Annotated in this window: 21 protein-coding genes and 1 pseudogene; 11 read left to right on the forward strand and 11 right to left on the reverse strand. The window is 47.3% G+C overall.

Annotated elements, in window-relative coordinates; all coding sequences use genetic code 11:
- Positions 1 to 74: 74 nt before the first annotated feature.
- The 5 genes from QUB61_RS29105 to QUB61_RS29125 form a co-directional block, all read right to left on the reverse strand.
- Positions 75 to 557 (reverse strand): hypothetical protein, encoded by a 483-nt coding sequence (locus QUB61_RS29105; RefSeq protein ID WP_333133436.1) that lies wholly within the window; start codon positions 555 to 557, stop codon positions 75 to 77.
- Positions 554 to 1,678 (reverse strand): AAA family ATPase, encoded by a 1,125-nt coding sequence (locus tag QUB61_RS29110; RefSeq protein WP_333133435.1) that lies wholly within the window; start codon positions 1,676 to 1,678, stop codon positions 554 to 556. Before QUB61_RS29110 ends, QUB61_RS29105 begins: the two co-directional genes overlap by 4 nt.
- Positions 1,679 to 1,894: 216 nt before the next feature.
- The gene (locus QUB61_RS29115; protein WP_333133434.1) at positions 1,895 to 2,353 is read right to left on the reverse strand and encodes a divergent PAP2 family protein; all 459 of its coding nucleotides are present in this window, start codon (positions 2,351 to 2,353) and stop codon (positions 1,895 to 1,897) included.
- A 14-nt stretch (positions 2,354 to 2,367) separates the two neighbouring features.
- Positions 2,368 to 3,294 carry a geranylgeranyl diphosphate synthase CrtE gene (gene crtE / locus QUB61_RS29120; RefSeq protein WP_333133433.1) on the reverse strand — a complete coding sequence of 309 codons (927 nt, stop codon included), beginning with the start codon at positions 3,292 to 3,294 and terminating at the stop codon, positions 2,368 to 2,370.
- A 204-nt stretch (positions 3,295 to 3,498) separates the two neighbouring features.
- On the reverse strand, positions 3,499 to 4,380 hold the full coding sequence (locus QUB61_RS29125; protein ID WP_333133432.1) for a LysR family transcriptional regulator: 882 nt from the start codon (positions 4,378 to 4,380) through the stop codon (positions 3,499 to 3,501).
- Between the two features lie 110 nt (positions 4,381 to 4,490).
- On the opposite strand from QUB61_RS29125, the gene QUB61_RS29130 reads away from it, so the two are divergent.
- Together QUB61_RS29130 and QUB61_RS29135 are read left to right on the forward strand one after the other, a co-directional pair.
- Entirely contained in the window at positions 4,491 to 4,979 is a 489-nt protein-coding gene (locus QUB61_RS29130) for a GNAT family N-acetyltransferase (RefSeq protein ID WP_333133431.1), read from the forward strand.
- A gap of 39 nt (positions 4,980 to 5,018) precedes the next feature.
- Positions 5,019 to 5,822: a methyltransferase domain-containing protein gene (locus tag QUB61_RS29135; protein WP_333133430.1), complete on the forward strand. Its 804-nt coding sequence runs from the start codon at positions 5,019 to 5,021 to the stop codon at positions 5,820 to 5,822.
- A 353-nt stretch (positions 5,823 to 6,175) separates the two neighbouring features.
- On the opposite strand, the gene QUB61_RS29140 is transcribed toward QUB61_RS29135, so the two are convergent.
- The 3 genes from QUB61_RS29140 to folD form a co-directional block, all read right to left on the reverse strand.
- Complete coding sequence (locus QUB61_RS29140; protein ID WP_333133429.1) at positions 6,176 to 6,979, reverse strand: calcium-binding protein; 804 nt, start codon at positions 6,977 to 6,979, stop codon at positions 6,176 to 6,178.
- Between the two features lie 57 nt (positions 6,980 to 7,036).
- The gene (locus tag QUB61_RS40135) at positions 7,037 to 8,662 is read right to left on the reverse strand and encodes an RNA-guided endonuclease InsQ/TnpB family protein (RefSeq protein ID WP_445300294.1); all 1,626 of its coding nucleotides are present in this window, start codon (positions 8,660 to 8,662) and stop codon (positions 7,037 to 7,039) included.
- A gap of 129 nt (positions 8,663 to 8,791) precedes the next feature.
- Positions 8,792 to 9,670 carry a bifunctional methylenetetrahydrofolate dehydrogenase/methenyltetrahydrofolate cyclohydrolase FolD gene (gene folD, locus QUB61_RS29155; protein ID WP_333133426.1) on the reverse strand — a complete coding sequence of 293 codons (879 nt, stop codon included), beginning with the start codon at positions 9,668 to 9,670 and terminating at the stop codon, positions 8,792 to 8,794.
- Between the two features lie 144 nt (positions 9,671 to 9,814).
- Here folD and QUB61_RS29160 point away from each other — a divergent pair, with 144 nt between their 5' ends.
- The 6 genes from QUB61_RS29160 (at position 9,815) to QUB61_RS29185 (ending at position 17,395) form a co-directional block, all read left to right on the forward strand.
- Positions 9,815 to 10,240 (forward strand): DNA-binding protein, encoded by a 426-nt coding sequence (locus tag QUB61_RS29160; RefSeq protein WP_333133425.1) that lies wholly within the window; start codon positions 9,815 to 9,817, stop codon positions 10,238 to 10,240.
- A gap of 334 nt (positions 10,241 to 10,574) precedes the next feature.
- Positions 10,575 to 11,015: an NUDIX hydrolase gene (locus QUB61_RS29165; protein WP_333133424.1), complete on the forward strand. Its 441-nt coding sequence runs from the start codon at positions 10,575 to 10,577 to the stop codon at positions 11,013 to 11,015.
- A 134-nt stretch (positions 11,016 to 11,149) separates the two neighbouring features.
- Positions 11,150 to 13,426, forward strand: a complete 2,277-nt coding sequence (locus QUB61_RS29170; RefSeq protein ID WP_333133423.1) for a family 2 encapsulin nanocompartment cargo protein terpene cyclase — start codon at positions 11,150 to 11,152, stop codon at positions 13,424 to 13,426.
- 114 nt (positions 13,427 to 13,540) lie between these two features.
- Positions 13,541 to 14,950 (forward strand): family 2B encapsulin nanocompartment shell protein, encoded by a 1,410-nt coding sequence (locus QUB61_RS29175; protein WP_333133422.1) that lies wholly within the window; start codon positions 13,541 to 13,543, stop codon positions 14,948 to 14,950.
- A gap of 277 nt (positions 14,951 to 15,227) precedes the next feature.
- A complete protein-coding gene (locus QUB61_RS29180; protein WP_333133421.1) occupies positions 15,228 to 16,634 on the forward strand; it encodes a family 2B encapsulin nanocompartment shell protein in 1,407 nt (468 codons plus the stop codon).
- A gap of 377 nt (positions 16,635 to 17,011) precedes the next feature.
- Entirely contained in the window at positions 17,012 to 17,395 is a 384-nt protein-coding gene (locus QUB61_RS29185) for a hypothetical protein (protein WP_333133420.1), read from the forward strand.
- Positions 17,396 to 17,974: 579 nt separating this feature from the next.
- Here QUB61_RS29185 and QUB61_RS29190 read toward each other — a convergent pair.
- Positions 17,975 to 18,520 (reverse strand): LeuD/DmdB family oxidoreductase small subunit, encoded by a 546-nt coding sequence (locus tag QUB61_RS29190; protein ID WP_333133419.1) that lies wholly within the window; start codon positions 18,518 to 18,520, stop codon positions 17,975 to 17,977.
- Positions 18,521 to 19,591: 1,071 nt separating this feature from the next.
- On the opposite strand from QUB61_RS29190, the gene QUB61_RS29195 reads away from it, so the two are divergent.
- The 3 genes from QUB61_RS29195 to QUB61_RS29205 all read left to right on the forward strand — a co-directional run bounded on the left by QUB61_RS29195 (position 19,592) and on the right by QUB61_RS29205 (position 25,352).
- Positions 19,592 to 20,467 (forward strand): hypothetical protein, encoded by an 876-nt coding sequence (locus QUB61_RS29195; protein ID WP_333133418.1) that lies wholly within the window; start codon positions 19,592 to 19,594, stop codon positions 20,465 to 20,467.
- A 657-nt stretch (positions 20,468 to 21,124) separates the two neighbouring features.
- Positions 21,125 to 23,227 (forward strand): GAF domain-containing sensor histidine kinase, encoded by a 2,103-nt coding sequence (locus tag QUB61_RS29200; RefSeq protein WP_333133417.1) that lies wholly within the window; start codon positions 21,125 to 21,127, stop codon positions 23,225 to 23,227.
- Between the two features lie 448 nt (positions 23,228 to 23,675).
- Complete coding sequence (locus tag QUB61_RS29205; RefSeq protein ID WP_333133416.1) at positions 23,676 to 25,352, forward strand: AarF/ABC1/UbiB kinase family protein; 1,677 nt, start codon at positions 23,676 to 23,678, stop codon at positions 25,350 to 25,352.
- Between the two features lie 308 nt (positions 25,353 to 25,660).
- Here the strand turns inward: QUB61_RS29205 and QUB61_RS29210 are convergent, their stop codons facing one another.
- On the reverse strand, positions 25,661 to 26,176 hold the full coding sequence (locus QUB61_RS29210; RefSeq protein WP_333133415.1) for a hypothetical protein: 516 nt from the start codon (positions 26,174 to 26,176) through the stop codon (positions 25,661 to 25,663).
- Between the two features lie 112 nt (positions 26,177 to 26,288).
- Positions 26,289 to 26,467: pseudogene (locus tag QUB61_RS29215) on the reverse strand (IS66 family transposase); the annotation flags it as partial.

Below are 26,467 nucleotides of genomic sequence, written 5' to 3' on the forward strand. Positions count from 1 at the left end.
TTATATTATCAAGGGAGTCGCGAGTTCATTCATCTTTCTAAATGCTGTTTTCTTACTTATTCAGCAAGCCCTATTTATTTAAAGAGAAATGGTTTTACAGATGAAGCCATACGATCTAATTCTCCTTTGTTGTGTTTGAGAAGAGTATGTCCCCATAACTCATTTGTGTTGTCAGAACAATCTTTTGCAAGAGCTTCTCCAATCTCCTCAAAAGTCTTTTTGATGTCTGTCCTTAGATTCTCTGGTTCAGATAGCACTCCCAGCACGAATACTCTTGCTTTTAGATCATCTGGAATATGACTTTCTACATAACTCAACCGATTTTCATTATCATCGAAATCAATGAGCAAAACCATCATTCTGTGTCGTAATTGTCGCATTTCAGGGGCATACTCCTTCGTGAATTCCTCCACAGTTTTTTTCCAACCCCCAGGAAGTGGCAGGACTTTAACAGCACGGTTATTAAGGTTTGGCCCGAGAAGAAATCCGTTGGCAATCTGGCGATTAGCATCATCTTCTGCCAACACATGAATGTGCGGTTGATACTTATTAGTCATAGCTCTATGTCGCCACCAATCAAGGCATTTATCAGGTCGCCTTTAACAGACATCTCACTCAGCGGTCTGACTAAAGTTGGCTCTAAGTGGCTTTTGCGATCTAATACAAAGGTATTTTCATTTGAAAACTTGCGGATTGCTTCAGGATTATGCGATGTCACTAAGATTTGACCGCTATTTTTAAATGAGCGTCGCAGAGACATTACAAAATGTCCAACCTCCGATAAGGATAGATAGTTATCTGGCTCGTCCCAGAAGCAAAAAAGTGGGCCATAAAATTTGTTAGCAGCCAAGACAACAGCGCAAAGAAAAAAGCATTTTTCCCCGTCAGATAAGTCATTAAATTCAATACTCAGATTCGCATTATTTGCTTCAAACCGAACAATCATGCTTTTCGAGTCTTTGCCGATTAGTTCATTCAGAAAATCCTGAATGTCAGGCATGACTTCTCGGAGATATTTATCAACCTGTGTGTAGGCGGCAGGATAGCGACTCAGTAAGCCCGAAACCCACTCCCCAAAGTTTGAACCATCTCGCTTTGGCTCCAAAGTTTCACCGTTTGAGTCTCCAGTAATTAAGCTGGGAATCGGGGCTAAAATGATCGTGCGAGCCAGCCAAGTCTTGAAAATATGAAGCGGATCGGTCTCAGATTGCTCCTGAATTACGGGCAGGGCAACAAGATGCCAATCTACCCGAAACTGAGCTTCACGATTTGGGGAGCTGGTGTGAAGAGTGACTTGGGCTTCTTTTCGAGAGTAAATTGGATCTCCTGCAACTAGCAGTTGCTCTTCAAAAACTCGAAGCTCTCTAAATTTTTCTGGTAAATCTAAGGCAAGGACATATTTGTATAATTTATCTTCGAGTAATACTTCTATTTCAAACCGGATCGGAACATCAGACCTTCCACGAGCGAAATCTTTCGAGCTAATAAGGTTAAGTTTTTCAAGGTCGCGCATTCTATTGATGCCTCGACAAATATTCTGAAGGACTTCTAATGCAGAGGCAATAGTTGATTTACCTGCACCATTTTTTCCAATCAAGAGAGCAGATGGCATCCCCTTTATGGGCAGTTCAAAGTTTTCTAGGCATCTGAAGTTGTGTACGTATAGTCTTTGGAGCATAGCAAAACAATTCCAAGGAGTGGGAAGTGAAAAAACTTTTTGAACTTTTTGAAGTGCTTAATTAGGGAATAGGCATTGCCATAAACTTCCAAAAAGTTCGGGTGCTTTTCTGAGCTAGAGACGGATGAGTTGCCGAACTATTAATCCCCGCCGCCAACTTATACCTCCAACTCGTCAAAAAACACCACTGCCCCAAATTTACTGCGTACTTAAAACTTAATATGCAGGCCCTGCGATCCAAGCAATAGTGATTCCCAGCCCCAAACCGACAAGCACTTGAAAAGGAGTGTGTCCCAGCAACTCTTTCAGGCGAGCCTCATTAAGGTTGTGATCTTCCTCAAAAAACTCGTCAATAATTTGGTTGAGGATGCGAGCTTGCTTGCCTGCCGCTTGGCGGACGCCTGCTGCGTCGTACATCACAATAATTGCAAAGATCGCAGCGATCGCAAACTCCGGACTTTCCCATCCCATCGTTTGTCCCACTCCAGCAGCCAAAGCGCCCACAAAAGACGAGTGAGCGCTGGGCATTCCCCCCGTTGTTACCAAATACCGAAGATTAAACTTGCGATTTTTGACCAACTCGATCGGCAGCTTCATGATCTGAGCTGCCAGACAAGCGAGCAAAGCAACCATGAGTACATGATTGTTTAAAATGCCGCTGCAAATTTCCTGCATAGTGTTTGGTATTTCTAGTTACTGCGGCTGGTAATAAAATCGGCGATCGCCAGCAGCGGTAGAGCTTTGCTCCCAAACACTGCCAATTGAGCTTTAGCATCAGCAACAAGCTGCGAAGCTTGGCGCCGAGACTCATCAATTCCCCACAAACTGGGAAAAGTGACTTTTCCTGCTTGAACATCTTTGCCAGCAGTTTTGCCCAGTTCTTCTTGGGTAGCAGTAATATCCAGAATGTCGTCAATTATCTGAAAAGCCAGCCCAATATTTTTAGCGAAACGAGACAGCCGCTGCAAATCTGCCTCAGATGCAGATGCCAGAATTGCCCCACAAACTACGCAAGCCTCTAACAGCGCGCCTGTTTTGTGAGCGTGAATGTAATTCAAAGTTTCCAGAGAAACATCTGTCTTTCCTTCCGATTCCACGTCAACCACCTGACCGCCTATGAGTCCACCAGCCCCGGCAGCGCGACCCAAATGGGCGATCGTCTGCAACACCTGCTGGGGGGGTACGTTCTCAGTTTTAGTGGCGATAAATTCAAAAGCATAGGTCAACAAAGCATCGCCAGCCAAAATGGCGATATCCTCGCCGTAGACTTTGTGGTTCGTCAGTTTGCCGCGCCGGTAGTCGTCATTGTCCATTGCCGGCAAATCGTCGTGGATCAGCGACATGGTGTGGATCATTTCCATAGCGCAAGCTGTGGGCATTGCCATAGATGTAGTGCCGCCGACCAGTTCGCAGCTAGCGAGACACAGGATCGGACGCACGCGCTTGCCCCCCGCTAGCAGCGAGTAGCGCATTGCTTCGTAAATTTTCTCTGGGTAGATGACCGGGAGTGCACTGTCGAGAGCTACCTCGATCGCCTCTTTTCGCTTGGCTAGATAAGTAGATATGTCGAAAGAGGATTCCGGTTGGGACGAACCCATTTCTGTTGCCAATACCATCCCTTGCTCTCTTGTACTGAATAATTATGTGGGATATTCTGAGCCGTTGGGGTCGGATCGTGCCGACTTTTACGGCGGTAGTTGCTCGAACTCCGAGCATCAATTAATCATTCTACGGGTGTTGTTGCACAGAAAATCTTTGAGTTTTGATAACTTTGTGAAATTACCAGTCAATCTAAAATTTACAATCTCAAATTTCAAATCTCAAATGCGCTGCTGCTGTCTGGCGACTTCCAAAAACCGCTGCACCGCCGCCGTTGGATCGCTGCGCCAAATTAGAGCGATCGCCACAATGCAGGTTGATTCTGGCAACGCTTTGTAAACAACCCCGCTGCGCTGGAAATTTTGCATCGACGCCGGGACGATCGCCACTCCCATCTCGGCGGCTACCAGACTCACAATGGTTTGCATTTGAATTGCTTCTTGAGCCGCGATCGGGCTAAAACCTGCTTGCTGACAAAGACTGACGATCGGATCGTACAGCCCCGGAGCCAGGGAACGGGGAAATAGGATGAACGGTTCCGTGGAAAGTTCGCGTAATTCAAGATGCGCGCGATCGACCAAATGATGCGTTTCTGGCAGTGCCGCGATCAGCGGTTCTCGAAAAACGATTTCAGAATTTATCCCGTCTTCCTCAACCGGAGGACGCACGAAGCCGATATCAATTTGCCCGAACCGCAGCCGCTGCAACTGTTCGTTTGTCGTCAGTTCGTGCAGTTCCAGCTTAACGGCGGGACACCGAGTGCGAAAGGCCTGCAAAATCGCTGGAACCACGTTGTGGGCGGAGGAACTCACAAAGCCGACCGTCAGTTGGCCGAGTTCGCCCCGGCTGGTTTGTCGGCCGAGTTGAATTGCTCGATCGACTTGCTGCAGAATTTTCCCGGCTTCCTCGAAAAAAACCTGTCCCGCTGCCGTTAAATGCACCGTCCGCTTGGTGCGGCGAAACAGTTGAAACCCCAATTCTGCCTCTAAATGCTGGATTTGTTGGCTCAGCGGAGGTTGGGCCATATGCAGTTTTTCTGCTGCACGAGTGAAATTCAGTTCCTCTGCAACTGCAATGAAATAACGCAAATGCCGAAGTTCCATAGGTTCCAATGATTGATATTTTAAAAGTATAAGTGGTTACTTAAACATATATTGGACATTGAGGATGATATTTCATACAGTGATTAATAGGCAAAGTTGAGAATTAAACAATGGCTAATTTGGATATCAAAATTAGAGAAGCAGATCTGGCAGATTTGGAATTAATCGTGGATTTTATTTCGCAAAAAAGCGAGTTTGATGGCTGTAAAAATTTGTTGGCAGCAACAGCATATAAATTGCAGCAAACGTTGTTTTGCCAGCCTCCGCTAGTACGGGTTTTGTTGGCGGAAGTTGCGGGAAAAGCGGTAGGATTTGCTCTTTTTTATTCCTCCTATTCAAGTTTATTGACGCAGCGGTGCCTTTGGCTTGATGATTTATTTGTGCAAGCTCCTATGCGCGGTATGGGAGTCGGGACAGCGCTGTTAAAGTATTTGGCACAAATTGCTGAGTCCACAAATTGCGGGCGTATGGAATGGACTGTTAATCCTGCCAATGCGCCGGGAATTGCTTTTTATGAAAAGCAGGGAGCGCGGGTTTTGGAAAATATTAGGGTTTGCCGTATTGAGGGGGATGGAATTGGTCTGCTTGCTGGCAAATAATTTAATAACGAACCGCGAAGGCGCGAAGAACGCGAAGAGATGAGAAAAGAAGAGGAAAGAAGAGAAGAGATGTCACAATTTTTTTGGAATTCTGCTCTTTATGAGAAAAATCATGCTTTTGTTTGGCAGTACGGTGAATCAATTGTGGAGTTACTGGCTCCGAAGGCTGGTGAACAAATTCTGGATTTGGGCTGCGGTACGGGGCAGTTAACTGAAAAGATTGCTCAAAGTGGTGCTTTTGTGCAAGGTATTGATTCCTCTTTGTCGATGATTTCTACGGCAAAGGTTAACTATCCTCACATTAACTTCTCTGCCGCAGATGCGAGGAGTTTTCAAGTTGAAGAGCCGTTAGATGCGGTGTTTTCTAATGCGGCTTTGCACTGGATTAAACAGCCGGATGCTGCGATCGATTGTGTGGGAAAAGCGCTGAAGCCGGGAGGGCGTTTTGTGGCTGAGTTTGGCGGTAAGGGGAATGTGGGGGCGATCGTCCGCGCACTTTTGAGTGTTTTGTCAGAAATTGGCTGCGAGGAGCCTGAAGCGCTTAATCCTTGGTATTTTCCGAGTATTGGCGAGTATGCTGGGCTTTTGGAAAAGCAGGGATTTGATGTGCGTTATGCGGTTTTGTTCGATCGCCCGACTCCTCTAGAAGGTGGCAGCGCGGGTATGGTAAATTGGATTGAGATGTTTGCTGGTGGGTTTTTGTCGGGGTTGTCCGATCGTGTGCGATCGCACGTAATTAACGCAGTTGCAGAGCGTTTGCGGCCGGCGCTGTACCGCGATGGTAATTGGATTGCAGATTATCGCCGAATTCGCGTTGTTGCTGTCAAAAATTCCTCACCGTAAATCTTAGTGATTAATGATTTCTATCGAAGCTTGAAATCGTTACTACACCAACTTTCATCCACTCCAAGCGGACTAAAAGAGTAAAGAATTTTACAGGATTTACGCTGCACAGCCAATTTTTACACTACCGATAGTAGTAAGGTGCGAAATACGCACCCTACTAAGCTGTTGCGGCATTTAAATTGTAGGTCAAAAAAAATTAAAGTCTTGTGGGGTGTCCCGCCCGCCCTGAATATACAATTTAAATGCGCGACAGCTTACTAGCGTTTCTGCGTAAGCCCTGTAAATATCAGGAGTTAATTTGTGGCTAACAATATGATAAGTTTGTCATGCCACCAGTGATTGTCCTGAACTTAGAAACCCTGAACGGAAACAATCCTGCTTTGTAGTTCATTAGGCGTTACATCCTGTACAAAACCTAAAATCGCGTTAGAATTCTTGACTCTGATTAGAGTTCCTGAATAAACTCCCGTAATTCCGCCTCTGGGTTGAGCTCCTGAAGCAGGTCCGCTAAGTGCGCCGAGCGGACCTGGAGGGAGTATTGGTTGTAAAGCTTGCGGCCCATCGAACGTATATGTTAATGCCACATTCTGTACTGGCTCCAACACTATATCATTGACCGTTAAGTCACTCGCTAATCCAATGCGATCTAAATCAGGATCGAAACGTTCGATTATATCACTAGAATTGATATCTGTAGTGGCAGGATCTATTCCCAGAACGCATAAATTATTATTGTCAAACCCACACTCGAAGAAGTCTCTGCCCAAGCCGCCAAACAGAGTGTTATTCCCCTCTCCGTCGGATAACAAATCATTGCCTATCCCCCCCAATAAAATATCATCGCCAGATCCTCCAAGAAGCCTATCAGCCTCTAGACCACCGCTGAGGGAGTCATTCCCCTCCCCTCCAAACAAGCCATCTCTTCCTTTTCCCCCAAATACAGAATCGTTGCCTGCAAAACCTCTGAGAATATCTTCCCCTTGATTTCCCAGGATTAACTCGCTAGCCCCTGAGCCATCTACTGTATCGTCGCCATCGAGGGTCCAAGCTCCTAAAGGGAAGTTGGTTAGATCCCCAGGAAAAAGTTGAATGAATTCCGAGGTGCTGTCGCCAATTAAGCGCATTATCCCTGACGCATCCGGTTTTAAAGCCATAGCTAAAATCTTTGTGTGTTGATAGATTACTAACCGATACTTTTTTGCTAACAAATGCTAACAAATATATAAGTTAAGAGAATCTCTTAACAAAGGTGCATCAACCAATGCCCGAAGGAAAATCCCACGAGCACCATTTAGATCCCGATCCATTTTCAACCCAGTGGCTTGAGACGTGATAGCTCTAGCACCACCTAGATTTTGAACAATTTCGCCCGTCCATGAAACAGTCTTCGATGTATACGCTTCGTTGCAATCAATTACAAGTTTTGAATTTTCCCAAGCTTTCCACTTGAGAAAGGCTTTAAACTCGTAATGGCTTAGGGTTAACATTTGTCTCACCGTTTTATTTTTTAATTTACGGCGGGACTTACACACCATTTGAGAAGTCTCAAACGTGGGTAGTAGAATTACATCGAAATTATCAACTAAGAATCTAGCTGTTTTATGATGTAATTCTTTAACCAAATTCTTTATTTTACAACGAAGTATGCTGGCTGCTTTCTTGAATCTTCTTTTCTGCTGGCTAGGAGCTTTAGAAATCTTTGACACCAATTTGTCCAAACGAAAACACAATTTTTGAATGTGCAAATTAGAATCATTTCCTAGCCAGCCATAAGAATCTTCACTAAAAAATGTGATGAACGTGCGGACACCGGGATCTAAGGCAACCAGCCGACCTTGTTTATCAGTCTTAACTTGTTGCACTTCTTCAGAAACGATTAGGTAATACTCGCCATAGGCAAGAGTCAGCCTGCCATCGCTGAAAGTTGCAGGTAGGGCTTCTTTTATTCGACACTTACCTAGGATTGAATGGTAAACACCACAGTCTTTTATTGCCGTTTTTGGTACATAAATAGACTGCTTGGTATCTTTTCTACTCCGAAATTTGCATTGGCGGATTAGACCGTCTTTGCTGAATCCCTGTTTAGCTGCTTTGACGGCTAAGCAAGCATCTTTGATGGCGATTGATTTGATTTGGAAAGGTACAGGCTTTGCCCATTCTGGCAAACTGTTGAGTATTCCGGTTTTGATTGCCATCCAACTAGCTTTTGTGCCTGGTTCTTGCAAGTATTTGATAGTCGTGTTGTAGACAAAACGACTCACGCCAAACCACTGCTTGATTAGCGCTTTTTGCTCAGGATTTAGGAAGAGACGGATCTTCGTTGATTTTCTTGCTATAACTTCGCCGGGAGTGCCTTCTGCAACTGAAGACGTGAAAGATGGCAAGAAGATCGTTTGTGAGTTCGGTTTCCGGGCAGTAAACAATTCGGTCGAGAACCACGATTTTTCCACCGTTTTGTTCTGCCATAAACTCGAATAGTTCAAATCCGAATCTACACAATCTGTCGCGACAGGCAACAACAATCGTGAGCTGTTCGCCGCGCATAAATCTGACCAGTAGGGCTTGCAGTCCTTTCCTTTTGAAGTTGAGTCCTGAGCCGACATCTTGGATGATTTCGGCGTCTGGATATTGCTGCTGCATGAATTCAACAAGTCTAGCGAGGTCATCTCGCTGTGAAGGTGAACTGACTCAACATTCGCAAACAACGGTAGTTCTAGTTGCACCGCGCTGATAGGACTCGACATCGTAGAGTCTTTGCCCTGCTTCGTTTTTGATGCTTTTGATCTTCCCTTTGTCTGCATATTTTCTTGTCTGTGTGTGGATGCAAGCCCATCCATTCGACCGCTTTTCTGAGTGGTACGTATGCCAGGTAGAGAATAGTAGCAGACATGAGCGAAAATAAGCAAACTATTTACTGTGCGTCAACCCTACTAATTGAGCTAATACTGGCTCACATTTGCCCCTATTCAATTACAACCGTATTCAATATAACTCGAAACGGTATTTTCCAAAAGCATAGCAACAGTCATCGGCCCGATTCCTCCCGGCACCGGTGTGATAAATTCGGCTACGGTTTTAACAGCATCAAAGTCCACATCTCCGACCAAACGGCTCGTACCGTCTGGATTGACGACGCGGTTAATACCGACATCAATTACTACCGATCCAGGTTTGACCATATTAGCTGTAATCATTTCTGTGCGGCCGACGGCGGCTATTAAAATATCGGCTTGATTGGTAATCGATTCTAGGTTTTGCGTCCGCGAATGAGCTACAGTAACAGTACAATCGGCTTCTAACAGCATCAGCGCCATCGGTTTTCCTACCAAAATACTCCGTCCCAAAACAACGGCATTTTTTCCTTTTAAATCAATCTGGTATTCCTGCAATAACCGCATCACTCCGGCGGGAGTACAACTCCGCAAACCTTCTTCCCCGCGCACGAGACGGCCTAAATTTACAGGGTGAAGTCCGTCAGCATCTTTGTCGGGGGCAATTTGGTACAGCAGCGCAATTGCATCTAAGCGTTCTGGTAGCGGTAATTGCACTAAAATGCCATCTACTCGATCGTCCTCGTTGAGTGCATGAATTGCAAGTTCTAGTTCGGCTTGAGTAACGTTTGCAGGGTAATGCTGGCCGAAGGAAGCTATGCCAACCTTAGCGCAGGCTCGCTCTTTGTTGCGCACGTAAGCAGCGCTGGCCGGGTTGTCCCCTACCATCAGCACCGCAAGTCCCGGAGGACGCCCCTTTTGGGGTTGTAGGGCGCGGACTCGATCGCTCAGCTCGCTTTGAATCTTTGTCGCTAAAGCTTTGCCATCTAGTATTTGAGCAGTTTTGGCATCCATTGTAGACTCTGGGTTAGGGGCTGACGATTTTAGATTTTAGCTTAATCCCCGTCAAGGACTACAGTAGAGAAATTTCTTACTTGCGATCGATTCTTTGGATTCTGTTAAAGTAAGTCGTATCTCAAATCTCTAATCATTTGACCAATGACTACTGCAATTAAGCAAGTTTGGGTTCAAAGATTCTGCACCGGCTCTTTGTCGCTAGTCCTCGCCAGCGGTTTTTTCAGTTGTGGCAATTTACCTCTGTCTCAACTCAATCTTGGCTTTAATGTGGCTAGCATTGGCGACATTCAACAAAAGCCGCAAGTGGATTCTGAAGTGTATCTCCGGGGAAAGGTGGAAAATCGTGCTCCGTTTGTGGGGAATGCGGCTTATCAACTTCAAGACGGTACCGGTACTATTTGGGTTTTAACTAACCAAGCTTTGCCGCAGCTTGGCGATGAAGTGTTGCTCAAGGGAGAAGTCCGCTACAAGAGTATTACTCTGAAGGAATTGGCAGGAAAGGATTTAGGTGAAGTTTATGTTGAGGAAATGGAACAATTAAAGCGCACTCCAGCGGCAAATAAATAAAAATAGGAATATGCTAATTTGTTTCAATAATTAAGTACGTCCATTTCATAAAAATTAAAGGTTTGTACTTGCGCCCAATCGAGATGGGTATGTTTATTTATGCTGAAAGTTTATAGACGATAATATCGCGGTATGGGCGGGTTTATCGGCTCTTTTATTTATATTACAGATTAGGGTAAACCTGCCCCTACTATAGCGGTTCTCAATAAAATGAGGTACACACCGCTCGCAACAGATGCCCACACCAGGCCTATGCCCGTCAGCCCGCTAGAGCACCTCATGTTACTGAGAAAGGCTATACACCAACTTCTCCCCTCTTTCTTCTTCCTTCCTGATGACTAAAATTCACGTTGCGATCGCGATTTTGTACCAAGACGGCAAGTTTCTTTGCCAGTTGCGGGACGATATTCCTAATATCAGGTATCCCGGACATTGGGGTTTGTTTGGCGGACACTTGGAACCGGGAGAAACGCCGGAAGTGGCTGTTTTGCGGGAATTGATAGAAGAAATTAGTTATGCTCCTGCAAGTGTCTCTCTTTTTTGTTGCGATACAGAAGCAGATGTTGTTCGCTACGTTTTTCATGCACAACTTAGTGCGGATGTCAAAGATTTAGTTTTGCTTGAGGGTTGGGATATGAAGTTGTTAGCGCCGTCTGATATTCGGGCCGGCAAATGCTATTCAGAGCAGTCAAGAGATGTGCGACCTTTTGGTATTCCTCACCAACGTATTTTGTTAAGTTTTATTGACTCGATCGCTACTGTCGATATGAAATAGCGTAGAGTACAGTCCGCACACCAACCACATATCAAACCTGGCTAGGGTGGCGAGAATGCTCGCCAACCGCCACACCTTAGTTGTTGGTAGGCAAAAAATAGCAAGAAGAGTCAAAAGAAGGTGATGCGAAGATAATGCAACCCTTTAAACTGCCCGAATTTTATATGCCTTGGCCGGCGCGACTCAACCCAAACCTGGAAGCGGCGCGAGTGCATTCCAAGGCGTGGGCCTACGAGATGGGGATACTTGACTCAGCAGCAGAATCGCAAGGCGAGCCTATCTGGGATGAACACAAATTTGACTCCCACGACTACGCATTGCTTTGTTCCTATACCCATCCAGATGCACCAAGTCCAGAACTTGACCTCATAACCGACTGGTATGTCTGGGTATTTTTCTTCGACGATCACTTCCTGGAAATCTATAAGCGAACCAAAGACATGAAGGGTGCGAAGCACTACCTTCACCGACTGCGGGCGTTTATGCCGATACACCCCACCGAAACCCTTCCCCCTCCCACCAATCCGGTGGAACGCGGCTTGGCCGACCTGTGGTCTCGGACTGCGTTTACTAAGTCTGTGGACTGGCGGCTTCGGTTCTCCGAGAGTACCAAGAACCTCCTGGAAGAGTCTTTGTGGGAACTCGCCAATATCAACCAGAATCGGGTCTCCAACCCGATCGAGTACATCGAAATGCGCCGCAAGGTTGGCGGCGCACCGTGGTCAGCGGATCTCATCGAACACGCCGTATTTGTAGAGGTTCCGGCTACAATTGCCGCCACACGGCCAATGCGCGTGCTCAAAGACACATTTGCCGATGCAGTTCACCTTCGCAACGACCTGTTCTCCTACCAGAGAGAAGTCGAAGATGAAGGCGAGAACGCCAACTGCGTGTTGGTCTTGGAGCGCTTCCTGAAGGTGAGTACCCAAGAGGCGGCCAACCTCACCAACGAACTGCTCAGCTCGCGGTTGTACCAGTTTGATAACACTGCTGTAACCGAGTTGCCTAGCCTGTTTGAGGAGCACGGACTAGACCCCGCGGCCCGCATGAGCGTGATGTTATACATCAAAGGACTTCAGGACTGGCAGTCCGGCGGCCACGAGTGGCACATGAGGTCGAGCCGCTACATGAACCAGGCAGCGGACAATTCTCCGACACCTACGCTAATTCTGGGGGGACCCACAGGGCTAGGCACATCGGCTGCGCGGATTGGCTCGTTATACAGCGCCTTGGGTTTGGGAAGGTTTAAGAGCTTTACTCACGTTCCATACCAGGCTGTGGGTCCAGTAAAACTGCCGAAGTTTTATATGCCGTTCTCTACCACTGTGAATCCCAATCTGCCTCAGGCCCGGAACCATTCCAAGGAATGGGCGCGCCGGATGGGGATACTGGACTCGCTACCAGGCATTCCTGATGCCTTCATCTGGAATGACCGCAAGTTCGATGCTGCCGACGTGGCCTTATGCGGTGCGTTGATCCATCCCAAAGGGTCTGCTCATGAGCTGAATCTGACAGCGTGCTGGCTGGTGTGGGGAACCTATGCCGACGATTACTTCCCAGCAATCTACGGGAATAATCGCGACATGGCTGGTGCGACAGTGTTCAACGCCAGACTATCGGCGTTCATGCCTCTAGACGACTCCACCCCCCCCGCCGTGCCGACTAATCCGGTGGAACGGGGCTTGGCAGATATTTGGTCTCGCACGGCAGGTCCGATGTCCCTCACCGCGCGGACTCTGTTCCGCCGCGCGATTCAGGATATGACTGACAGTTGGGTGTGGGAACTTGCCAACCAGATCCAAAATCGGATTCCAGACCCCATAGATTATATCGAGATGCGTCGGAAGACCTTTGGCTCGGATTTGACGATGAGCCTGTCTCGACTATCCCAGGGAAGTGAGATTCCTATGGAGATTTACAGCACCCGGTCAATGCGATCGCTGGAGAATTCTGCTGCCGACTTTGCCTGTTTCACTAACGACATCTTCTCCTACCAGAAAGAAATTGAATTTGAGGGCGAAGTCCATAACTGCGTGCTGGTTGTGCAGAATTTCCTCAACTGCGATATATCCCAGGCTGTCGAGATTGTGAACAATCTGATGACCGCGCGGGCGCAACAATTTCAACACATTGTTGCCACTGAATTGCCTGCCCTGTTCGACGATTTTAACCTGGATCCAAGTACCCGCAAGAAATTGCTCGGGTATGTTGAGAAATTAGAAAATTGGATGTGCGGCATAGTCAGGTGGCATAAAACGGTAGACCGCTATAAGGAATTTGAATTGCGTAATAGTGCTTCGCCAGTAGTGCGCCTGCTTAGTGGTCCGACAGGGCTAGGAACCTCGGCTGCACGTATCAGCTCGTTGGTCAGTGCTGGGAGTCCTTTGGACAATATTCGATCGAGCAATTGAGAGCACTCTTAAGTGGTAGCAGAAGAGATTTTGCTGCTGTGGGTTCTTTTGTCAGCATTCAGTCAATGAAGAGCGGATTGTTTTTTGAATAACTAGAAATTAGAGGATTAAGTTGTGACCTATTCTAATGATTCCCGTGATGATGTTGAGCGGCACCAGCGCCACCTGAGTTTGGGTACAGCAGCGGCGCGTAATTTGGCGACGACGACCAAGTCTCAACCGCAGATGCAAGAGATTACATCGCGGTGGTTGTTGAAACTGTTGCCGTGGGTGGAGACGAAGGGTGGTGTGTTTCGAGTCAACCGTCGGTTGACCTATACCGTCGGTGATGGACGAGTCACTTTCACCAACACTGGAACCGCGGTGCAGGTGATTCCCCAAGAACTTACGGAGTTGCCCTTGCTCAGAGGGTTTGACAACATTGAGGTGTTGACTGCGTTGGCAAACCAGTTTGTGCAGCGGGAGTACGCCGCCGGGGACACGATCGTCGAGATTGGTCAGCCCGCCGATCGGGTGATCCTGATTGCTCACGGTAAGGTGAACAAGATTGGTATTGGGAAGTATGACGAGCAAATCGTGTTCGATGTGCTAGCCGACGGCGACTATTTCGGCGATCGAACTGTGGTGCAGTCCGAGGACACCTGGCAGTACACCCTCAAGGCGATTACCAGATGCACAGTTTTGACGATGACGCAACAAGTGTTTGAGAGGCTGATCGACCAGTCCGAGGGTTTGCGAACTCATGTTGAGAAGTTCCGCGATCGCCTGAGACAGCCACAGACAGCCGAAGGTGAAGCCGCCATTGAGGTAGCAACAGGTCATGCTGAAGAGTCTCCATTGGCAGGAACCTTCGTTGATTACGAGATGGCACCCCGGGAATATGAATTGAGCCTCGCCCAAACCGTGTTGCGGATCAGTACCCGGGTAGCCGATCTGTACAACGACCCGATGAACCAGACTGAACAACAACTGCGGCTGACCGTCGAGGCATTGCGCGAACGTCAAGAAGACGAAATGATCAACAACCCCGATTTTGGGTTGTTGCACAACGCTGACCTCAAACAGCGCATCTACTCCCGCGGTGGCACACCCACCCCCGACGACCTCGACGAACTGCTGGCTACGGTATGGAAGGAGCCATCGTTCTTCCTAGCTCACCCGCGGACGATCGCTGCCTTCGGTCGGGAACTCAACCGCCAGGGCCTCTATCCATCAAGCATAGATATCAACGGCGTTCAGGTTACGGCTTGGCGCGGCGTACCCATATTTCCCTGCAGCAAGATCCCCATCACCAATGCCCGCACCAGTTCTATCCTCTTGATGCGCACCGGTCTGGAAAAACAAGGGGTGATCGGCTTACATCAAACGGGTATCCCCGACGAATACCAACCCAGCCTCTCTGTCCGCTTCATGGGCATTAGCGAAAAGGCTATTATCTCCTACCTGGTCACCGCCTACTACTCTGCAGCCGTCCTCGTCCCCGACGCACTCGGCATTCTGGAAGATGTCGAAATCGGGCGCTAAGCATTCCTGATATCATTTCCGGTTACACCGGAATGATGTTGACTGTTGACTGTTGACGGTTGACTGTTGACGCCGTGAACAGTCAACCGTCAACAGTGAACTCGAATTTACTATTCCGATGCTAACGGATTTGATATGAGATGTTAAGGTAAACGGCTTTTGTCAATGAGCAATTACGATCGAATTTAAGCGTAATTACTCATTGACAAAAGTGTTGTGGCTTTAACCTCTTAACTATTTGAGCAGGCATTTTTGTGAGTAACTAGAGGTTGAGGTAATGACGTATTCTAATGAGCCCGGTTTAGATGTTGATCGTCACCAGCGCCACCTGAGTTTGGGTACAGCGGCCGCCAGAAATTTGGCAACAACAACCAAATCTGCACCGCAGATGCAGGAAATCACCTCGCGATGGTTGTTGAAGATGTTGCCGTGGGTGGAGACGAAGGGTGGTACTTATCGGGTGAACCGTCGATTGACCTATACGGTGGCTGATGGGAAACTAAGTTTCACCAATACCGGATCGGTAGTGGAGGTGATTCCCCAAGAACTTTGTCAGTTGCCATTGCTGCGAGGGTTTAACGACACTGGGGTGTTGAGCGCGTTGGCTAGTAGGTTTGTGCAACAGGAGTTCGCGCCTGGTGACATCATAGTGCAGGCAGGTCAGGCAGCCGATCGGCTTTTCGCGATCGCTCACGGCAGGGTGAACAAGATTGGTGTTGGCAAGTATGGCGATGAACCTTTGCTGGATATGCTGGCAGATGGCGACCATTTCGGCGATCGAGTGTTGGTGGAGTCAGAAAGCACTTGGAAGTTCACAATCAAGGCTGTTACCCGATGCACGGTATTGGCGCTACCACAACAGGCGTTTCGGGAGTTGCTCAACCAGTCGGGGGCGTTGCAGGCTCAGGTCGAACTGTTTAGGACTCGTGCCCAACAACCACAAAACAAGCAGGGCGAAGCTGCGATCGTGTTGTCTGCCGGTCATCTTGCGGAAACCCAGTTGCCAGGGACTTTCGTTGATTACGAAATCTCGCCCCGGGAATATCCATTGAGCGTTGCCCAGACTGTGTTGCGGGTGAATACTCGCGTTGCGGATCTGTACAATGAACCGATGAATCAGACTGAACAACAATTGCGGCTGACCGTTGAGGCTTTGCGGGAACGGCAAGAACACGATTTGATCAATAACCGGGAATTCGGGTTGCTGCACAATGCTGACCTGAAACAGCGTATCTACACCCGCAGCGGTCCTCCCACCCCCGACGATCTTGATGAATTGATTACTCGTCGGAGGAAGCCGAAATTTTTCCTAGCTCATCCCCGAACTATTGCCGCCTTCAGCCGGGAGTGCAACCGCCGGGGCATCTATCCACCAAGCATTGACATGGATGGGATCAAGGTAATCACTTGGCGCAATGTACCCATTCTTCCCTGTAACAAGATCCCAATTACCAAGAACCTGACCAGTTCTATCTTGGTGTTGCGGACTGGTGAGGAAGATCAGGGCGTGATTGGCCTGCACCAAACTGGTATCCCCGACGAGTACCAACCTGGCCTATCTGTCCGATTCATGGGCATCAACGAAAAGGCCATTATTTCCTATCTGGTGAGCGCCTACTACTCGGCAGCCGTCCTTGTTCCCGACGCCCTCGGTATCCTTGAAGATGTTGAAATCGGGCGCTAGGAAGATTTTAGGTTTTTTGACCCTGAAAGACGATCGCAAATATTAACGATCGAGGGCAGAAAAGTCCTTGCATTTGCGTAAAAATACTGAAAAGATAATAGACGTTGCGTGCGCTGATGAGATACATCCAAAGCAACTTCTAGCCTCCTTCCATAAGAGTTTAGACTCGGCGTGGTGGCTAGTTACAGAGTGGCTACTTTTATGCCTACAAAGGCGAAATATATTTTCCTCCTCTGAGTAGACACTAAATATCCCCTCGCAAGCATGGATGTGTCTTTGTTCGTGCATCGCTACCGTTAATTTCTTTGGTCTAAATGTAAGAACCATACTTGCAGACCAACAAGTCAAGTCAATTTAAAGTTAGGAGAATTTGCAAAATGAGAAAGATGCTCGTTGGATTGCTATTAGTGCTGGCTTTGACCCTATCACTAGGTCAGCAAAAAGCGTTAGCTGACTGTAGTAACGAAACAATAAATACGGGTGCAGCAACCGTTGTTACTCAATTGTACGAAAGCCAGTGTGCGATTCTTGGTTGGAGTAGTGGTGTGATTACAAAAGATATGACGGCTAACTGCTGCGGTCCATCTGCCGTAATCAGAGTTAACATAAATGACTGGAGTAAACTTATTGGTGAGGGAAAACTAGATGGTTTTCGCTATGTAAAGGTGTCCAAGAATACAGACGGTGCGTATGTGATCGAGCCAAGAAAAGTGACTGACAGTAAACCTGTGACTATATCAGGAGGGGATCTTTTCAAGTAAAGAAAACATCGACCTTAGAAATTTCTAGCAAGTGAGTATAGTTGCGTTAGCCGATGAGGTACAGCTAGGGAGCAGGTTCTGTTGCAAAAATTGTCTGATCCGAGACCCCGATTGCTTCCCCTAAATCCAGATCCCTAGCCAAGAAAACCTTCATATCATGTCCGATCGATTAACCATAATATCCCGGTCGGGGCGGGTTTTTGAGATGGTCAATTATTGCCAGGTATGGTTGGTGAACCCGCCCCTACAAAAATCGCGGTCCCTCGACCGGACATGATATCACTCAGTAACGCCAGAGTTCCCACAAAACTCTAGCAAGTATCATTACTTTAGGACTTACGCAAGTCTCACAAGTATTAAGATACTCTACTATTTCAAACTCTCGATCGTCGCCCTATAACGAAAGTAGTAGAGCACCCTACAAGTCAAGAGAAATCAGCCACTTGCGTAATTCTTATACTTGTTAGGCACTACTAACTTTCAAAATTAAAGTAGGCAGACATCAAAAAAAATAAAATCAAGAAACCCGGTTTTTGTAGGCAATCCCCCCGTAGTTGCCCTCGGGTTTCTTTGCAGTCTTTACTTAGCAGCAATCATTCCCGTTTGGCGCGCGTAGTCAAACAACCCTCCGGCATCTATTACCGGGCCTACTTCTCCTAAAGGTTTGAGCGAGAAAGTTCGATCGAGAGTGTGGTTGACAATTACCTCTGCTGTAAAGTCGATCGTCACTTCTTGCCCCGTTACAAACAAGTCGCAGAGCCGCTCAACTGATTCGATCGGGTACAATTCGCCAGTAGCCGAGCAATTGCGAAAGAAAATGCGTGCGTAAGACAAAGCCACCACTGCTGTGACGCCTGCAGCCCCCAGAGCGATGGGAGCGTGCTCCCGCGAAGAACCGCAGCCAAAATTTTCGCCCGCTATTATAATCGGATACCTGGTTTTCTGTTCACCGGATTCGATAAACTTACCGTAGCGATCGGGCAACCCAATCATAGCGTAACTGCCTAGTTTCTCGTACTCGTCCGGCTTCGAGGGAACCAGGGTCAGGTATTCGGCAGGGATAATTTGATCTGTGTCGATGTTGTCGTCTACAACAAAAATTTGACCGCTAATTACTTTTCCCATAGTTTATTTCCTGTTAGCCTCGCTCAATGCTGTGGCGATAATTTTAAGTGGATCGGTATGCAAGATTTGCATCTGTTAATTTTAACCTGGCAGTGTCAGTGATAACCTGTATGAGTGAAGTACCCATCACTAATCGGAGTACCGATATAGTTAGGGCTTCCCGTCTCGTCTGCCGTTGCCCCTTTAAACCCGTGCTTAAATTGGTCTTACACAGCATCTCTGATCTTTCGACGTTTATCCTCCCGACACAGAGGAACCCAGGCAGCCGCTCGCCTTCCACAAGCAGTTTAATTGTTTTTTCGTACATTCCTGTTTGGATTATGTTTTATCGCCTTGTTCTTCGAGCAAGACTAACCAGTGACCGGAATCTTTCTCCCTTTCTCTCGCTAGTTACTTTCGCAAGCATATGACTGCTACTTCGTGTTGTGGTCAGCCGAGTGGACGGGTCGCAACCACTAATATATTAGATCGCAGACTGAACAATTGGGGGAAATCAAGGAATACTTTGGTGATGCTTCGGACATCCTCGCCGGGCGTTACCCTGCCGTTAGCAATTGTCGGGGATGCCTTCATAAATCACCCGCCTTACATCTGGCCACTAATCGGATTACCGATCTAGTGGGAGCGTTACGGCGGTGTAGGTAAAAATTAGATCCGAGACTTTCGGTTAACAATTAACAGCTTGCTAAGCGTCAAGATAGTTTTTTGACATACTCACCGACCTGAAGGTACGGTGATTCTTAAGCCTCGCGACTTAAGTTTCTGCTTCGAAGGCAACTGCCTCCACCCTCAGAGTTTTGGTCTTATGTTCGCTCCACAGACTAACCCGCAAGAGAAAGCGGTTTTTACGTGTCGAATACCAAACGGAATTCTTCGTAGTTTTGATTCTAGGGTTAGACTTCCATTGCCCTATCCTCTTGAACCGGTCTACCGATTTTGCGAAAGCCGTCAGCACAAGGCTGAACTTCGCTCGTATAGGCTGTTCGATCCATCGTCTCGGGTGGGTCGTTGACCAATTACATTCTAATATAAAGCCGTCCTAAAAGGACGGGGTTTCTACCCAAATTTGTGATGACCAATCCAATAGATGACATTGCTCGACAAGCTCGCCAGGGCTCGGTTGCATCGATTATTCAAATCCTTAATGACGAACTCGCACAGGTAGGGGTGAGGGCCCGAGCCGTGTTTGCAGAGGGAGTGCTGCAACTGCTGTGCGAAGCTGCCACACCCCAACTGCTCGAACAGTCTAGCTTGGTCGATCGAGTCCAAGAAATTTTGGAGGGCATTTCGCCTTATAATATTCGCCGAGTCAAAATCAACAGCCGGCTTGTCCGAGAACACCAACTGCTGTGGCTCGAAGAAATTAGTCGCGATTCGGAGAATCAACTGCTGTGGTCTCAAGAAATTAAACTCAGAAAGCCTAATTTGTTCAAGCGTTTAGCCACCGCCCATTACGAACGCCAAGCTCAAGCAGGTAAGCGGGCTTTGCCGAGAATGGCTGTACATCGCTCGATGCAGGAACCGCGGCAATTTCAGCGCGGTATCGTCGGCGGCATCAGCTTGACCGTGCTGTTGCTCGCGGCAGTGGCCGCCATCTACAAAGGACTCAATTCCCCAGAACTCAACAGCACACAAGCCACCACCCAAGCAATTGCCAATGCCGCTCCCTCGGAGGCAAAACCTGCTTTGAAAATTTCTAAGGAGACTGTTAATTCTGCTGTTGACTCTTTTGCACAAGCAGTGCGAGTCGCCGAGCAAGCAGCCAACGACAGCAAAACCGCTCAATCTCGCGAGGATTGGTTAGTGGTAGCTGCTAAGTGGCAGCAAGCTTCGGATTTGATGGCCGCTGTGCCCTCCAAGCATCCCCGCTATACAACGGCTCTGAACCGGACGGCACTTTACCGCCAAAATAGCGATAAAGCCCAACAGGAAGCACAAAATAAGTAAGCAGGTAAGTGGGATAAATCTCACAATAGAGTGTGCCGTGCTGCTCCGGCAAGTTGTGAAAAATGAGTTTTTGAGCAAAAACTCGCTTTCCTCTCAGCTATTTTATGAGTGATCATTTGGGGATTTTGAATTTTTGCGATCGGCGTCACTCGATCGGCAGATTTGTATCACAATAAAAATTTGTTAGGATCACAAACTAAAATAGGAAACATTGACAGAGTGAGGGGACGGGTATCATTAAGCGGTCTCTAGAAAAGCTTTATGCTACCAATAACGGTCAAAATTAGCGGGGATGGGATTTATTCTCATCCGGTAAAGGATGGTAAAGTTCATCCCGTACAGATCGAAGGGTAGAAAACACGAAAATAGAAGTCAGTCAGATCGGGGTATATTTTCACTTATCTAGTGAGCGGCCTACCGGGTATGCAAACACAAAAAGTAGGCTCATCACACTCACGCCGACAGTTATGGAGAGGTTCTATATTTGCAGGGTGACCAGGCTCAAACATCTTAGAATAAAGGCTTGGTTGCCACGATCGATCGCCGAGGAAATCAAAAGTTTACGCGCTTATCGACCGATCGTCGTCAGAGTCTTTCACTTGGCATTGACCGCAAATCCCAGAACCAGTATCAGTCCAAAAATTTCTGGATCGTCTTATGCATTACCCGGTCGATCCTGCCCTCCTCGGGCAACAAATTTGCCAAATTCTCGCGACCAGCTTCGATCGAGAAATTCTGCTGCAAATAGCAAATACTTTGGGGGTTGCTTGTCAGGCAGATTTGTGTTTGGTTGCTGCTGTGGTTGACCAGAAAGTAGTAAATCCGAATGCTTGCTGGCAACTTTGGAGCGATCGCCAAAATGCAGCCGGTGCTGCTGCGGATTCAACTCAAACAGCGGAACACTCCCAAACCACAAAATTAAAATCGCCTAGCATATCACTAGAACATCCCATCTGGGCAAACGTGCTAGCAAACGGCGAGAGAGTGGCGATATCCGACTATCAAGATAGTCTGGCATCTTCATCGCCCAATTTCCCTGTGACACCGCTGCCTTTTCGGGCAATTTTGGCAGGACCTGCCCGATTTGGAGGGGCTGTAAATGGCATGATGATTCTTGGTAAGTCGCACCCTCACGAGTGGTCGGTAACCGACCTGCAGCGCCTAGAAGCAGCATCGGATGCGATCGGCATCGCGATTTCTCACATTCAAAAAACTCAAGAAATTGCCAACTTAAACGAACAGTTACAGCGACAAGCTAAATACAAAAATCTACTCATGTCAGTTGCTGCATCGATCGACACAACTTCCGAACTCGATCGAATATTGCAGCAAGTTATTGAAAATACCGTCGATACCCTGGAAGTAGATAGAGGTCAAATCCTGCTATTGAAATATACAGACCCTCTATTTAAAACTCGCTCCCCCAATCAAACGCCCAAAGTCAAAGTCGAATTAGTAGGCGAATCCGCTCTGAAAAAAAATGCAAAAAAACAGGCAATAGCACCAAGCGATGCCGGAAAAAAAAGCTCGACATCCAAAACAAAAAACAAGGAGAAAACTGCTAATTCCAAATCCAAAATCCCCAACTCAAAACCAAATAACTCTCCCGCTTTTTTGCTGTCGGAATCTAATTTGTGCGACAAAGCATTCCACAGCGCACCCAAACCCCTCGCCCTCGCTGACGCAGGCGAATTAATCGGCAACGAACAAGAGGGCGCAGCAGAAATCTTGAAACTCCAAGGCATTCGCGGCTTGCTGCTGGTTCCCCTCACCGGCGGTGGCTACCAGGAAACTGTCTTGGGGTTCTTGGTTTTGCAGCACTCCGAGCCGCGCGCTTGGAGCCCTGAAGAATTAGAAGTTCTCGAATCAGTCAGCGCTCAAGCGAGCAGGGCGATTATCCAAACTCAGACGCTCAAGGAAGCGCAAACCCTAGTCTTGGACAGAACCGCTCAGTTGCAGCAAAGTCTCGACCTGCAGGCGAAACTCTACGAACAATCTGCCATTCAACTAGAGCAATTGCGCAAATTGAAGCTGATTAAAGACGAGTTTGTCAGCACTATGAGTCACGAGTTGCGCACCCCTTTAACAATCATGAAGCTGGCGATTCTGATGCTCAAACAAGCTGAAGGGCCGTCAGCGAGCCGGGCTAAGTATCTCGACATTCTAGAGCAGCAGTGTTCTAAGGAAACGGATCTGGTTAACGATTTGCTGACCCTCAAGCAGTTTGAGCCTCAGCAAGTCCCTATTTCTCTAATCAAAATCGATCTCAAAGGTTTAATTCAAGATTTAGCTGGGGATTTTGAGCAACAGTGGGCGGATAAGCAATTGACTCTGAAGGTGGATTTGCCCAAGTTGACCCCTTGCTGGGAAACCGACCCGGACAGTCTCAAGCGGGTGCTGCTGGAACTGCTGACGAATGCTGGAAAATACTCGGCTTCTGGAACGGCGGTAGTTTTGGAGGCGTCTGAGGCGGCCGGCTATATTGTCCTGACCATTTCTAATTTCGGGCCAGGCATTTCTGCGGCTGATTTGCCCCACATCTTTGACAAGTTCCGCCGCGGCACCGGCATTACTGACCAAGCTATCCCGGGTACGGGTTTGGGTCTGGCTCTGGTAAAGTGTTTAGTACAGCACTTGAATGGTACTATTGATGTGTCTAGCTGTCCGGCAAAAAGTTCTGAAACTGACGAGTTGTGGCGCACCTCTTTTACTCTGACTCTGCCGCAATCTCCAGCGGAACTCTCTAATCTAGGAGAATAGTTAGGTTGAGAAGTGGCTGGCAATTGGCCGCGAACAGGCGAAACGACAAGACTTGCCTTTATAGGGAGATTTGGAAATGTGGCAAACGCTACCAAATTCTCCTTTTTGACTTGTTTGTCTGGTTGCCCGCCTAAATTGCCGGTTCTCCATTGCTGATACTCCCTAGAACTTATATCATGTCTGGTTATTTGCCCGTAATTAGCGCGTGTTTGTAGTGAGTACGACCGTCCTCTGTTTATGGATAAATCAGGACTCTTCGTCCGGGCGGGCGAACTTAATTATGGTTGTATAACCGGAGATGATATTACGCAGTCGCGACCAAAGAAACCGGGTTTTTTAACTCTTTCCAAGGCCGGCAACGAAGTATTTTTGTACATCGAAGCCGATTTCTGATTCCAAGACTGTCCCCTAAAAATCGCGCGGTGCATAGAACTCGATCGCCAATATTATGCTCACAAAAGCTGCACCTAAAACCCTGCGTTGGCAACGTTCTAAATATTCGCCGCTGGCACGACAAATAGACATTTTTGCAGCGGCGGGAAAGTTTATGTTTTTTTTGTGGTGGGATGGACTGCTGCAAAATAATTCTCCTCATACTAGAAGAATTCGCGCTCATTGGTTGGTCAATACTTTGCTGAATTTAGGCCCGACTTTTATTAAAATCGGGCAGTCTCTCTCGACTCGGGCGGATTTGCTGCCGCTTGAGTATGTGAAGGAACTCGAACAGTTGCAGGATCGGGTTCCTGAGTTTAGTTCCGAAGAAGCGATCGCTCTTGTAGAATCAGAGTTAGGCAAGGATATTTATGCTTTGTACCGCGATTTTGACCCTTTGCCGATCGCTGCTGCGAGTCTGGGGCAGGTGCACAAAGCGAGGCTGCACACCGGGGAAGATGTGATTGTAAAGGTGCAGCGTCCGGGTTTGGAAAGTTTATTTGATTTGGATGTCAAGGCCGTGCGCCAAGTCCTGCGTTTTTGCGATCGCTATTTGCCTGGGACGCGCAAGTACGATCTGGAATCTATTTATCACGAGTTTTTTAAGATTTTATATCAAGAAATTGACTACGTGCAAGAAGGTAAAAATTCCGACCGTTTCAGCCATAATTTTCGAGAATATCCTCAGGTTATTGTCCCGAAAGTCTACTGGCAATACACTACTAAAAAAGTGCTGACTCTAGAATACGCACCAGGCATTAAGGTGGACGACCGCATTAGTTTAGAGGCGATTGGAGTAGATATTGCGAAGCTCAATCAACTCGGAATTTGCTGTTACTTGAAGCAGTTGTTAATTGACGGTTTTTTTCAAGCTGACCCGCATCCGGGAAATTTGGCGGTGACAGAAGATGGTAGCTTGATTTTTTACGATTTTGGGATGATGGCTGAGGTGAAGTCTCTGGCTAAAGACGAAATGGTCAAGACTTTTTTTGCTGTGATCAGAAAGGATACTGACGAGGTACTCAATACTTTAATTAAGATCGGCTTAGTTGAGCCGATGCCGGATATGATGCCGGTACGCAGGCTGATTGCTTTTTTGTTGGATAAGTTTATTGATAAGCCGATCGACTTTCAAGCTTTTAATGAAATTAAGAACGAACTTTACATGATGTTCGAGCAGCAACCGTTTCGCTTGCCTGCTGAAATGATGTTTATTGTCAAGTCGGTGACGACTCTCGACGGCATTGCTAGAACTCTCGACCCTAACTACAATTTTCTAGCATCCGCTCAGCCTTTTGTCAAGAGTATTGCGGTGAGCAAGGGGCGGGGAAATGCGATCGGAGAATTGGCAAGGCAAGCGCGAAGTTTTATTACATATAAGTTACGGCAGCCGAGCAAATCGCAAGTTTTTCTCAAGCGTTTGGAGCAGCGAATTGAAGAGGGCGAACTGCAAATTAGAGTGCGAAATATCGAGAGCGAAAGAGCTTTGAAACGCATTAATTTAGCCCTAAAAACTCTAATTTTTGCTTGTCTAACTGGTTTTGTGTTTCTGTCTGGTGCAGTGCTGCTGGTGGGAGGATATCGAACGGGGGCGATCGCAGCTTTTGCTATTTCGGGATTCGGCGGCTTGTTTCTGTTGCGCTCGTTGTTAGATTTGTGGGTTAAGGAAAAGCTCGATCGCATGGTCGAGTGATAAATATACTTGGTAATTGGGAATTGCGATCGCACTCAATCGATTTTAGATTTTAGATTTTAGATTTTAGATTGACCCCACGGATAAATGCGGGGGCTTGAGGATTTTCGATTTTCGATTTGGGATTGATTCTACGGATAAATCACGTGGCGGGTACCATCAAGAAATTTTTTGTCAGGACTTTAGTGCTCGTTAAAAAGACTGAAGTCCTGACTGCAAACTGCCGGAAATTCGAGCGGCTGAGTCGATCGCGAAAACAGTTTTTGAAAGTGCCTGGATGCTCTACAATCGGGAAAAGTTCCGCGAGGCTACACAACTGTTTGAGGATTGCGTGCGTTTAAATCCGGCTGATGGGGTAGCTGAAATTTATCTCCATCGCTGCCGACAACAATTATAAAAGTAATATAGCCGAAAGCTTTACCGATACCAAGGAACCCAAAAGTACCCATTAAAGGATAGGGATCTTCAATCATCGAACTTTCTAGCGTTTGCAGTTCCTCTTGACGATCGTAAAACCGGGAAAAGTCGATCGCTTCACCGTCATATTGCTTAGCTTGTTGCGATTGTTCGTAGCGACGCACAACAGCTTGAATATTGCGCTTGGAGACTGGTTCGCCCAAGATTTGGGAGAGACTTCGCCACAAGTGCGAACCCACTTGTTTGATGTAGTCGTATTCGTAACCTAGCTGCTGGGCAATTTCCGAGTAGGAATGTTCCGCCCAAGTTTCCAGAAATACGGCAGATTGCAGATCGTTAAGTTTTTGTCCGTGGTTAGCAGCTTGTAAAAGCCGATCGACTATGGTCAGCGCTTCTTGTCCTCTCATCGCCACTACCTTGACTTATTATTTTAAGTTTACTGGCTTCTTCACCGGCTTGCCAGTAGCGTTTCAGAAAACCGTATAAAAACTTTACAAAAGTAACTCACTTTGTAAGGATTCAGGTCTTTGATTGGGGAATAAGAGAAGGCATGAAAAAGTTACAAGAATGGGCAGATATAGCATCACGGAAAAAAGCCATTGCGCTTTTACCTTGAAATCTACAAGTCTGAATCACAGATAACAAATCAGCAGTTTGTTCAAACCGAGACATTGACCGGGAGCCCCCAGATACCTTAC

The organism is Microcoleus sp. C2D2 (assembly GCF_036702495.1).
Taxonomy (GTDB): domain Bacteria; phylum Cyanobacteriota; class Cyanobacteriia; order Cyanobacteriales; family Microcoleaceae; genus Microcoleus.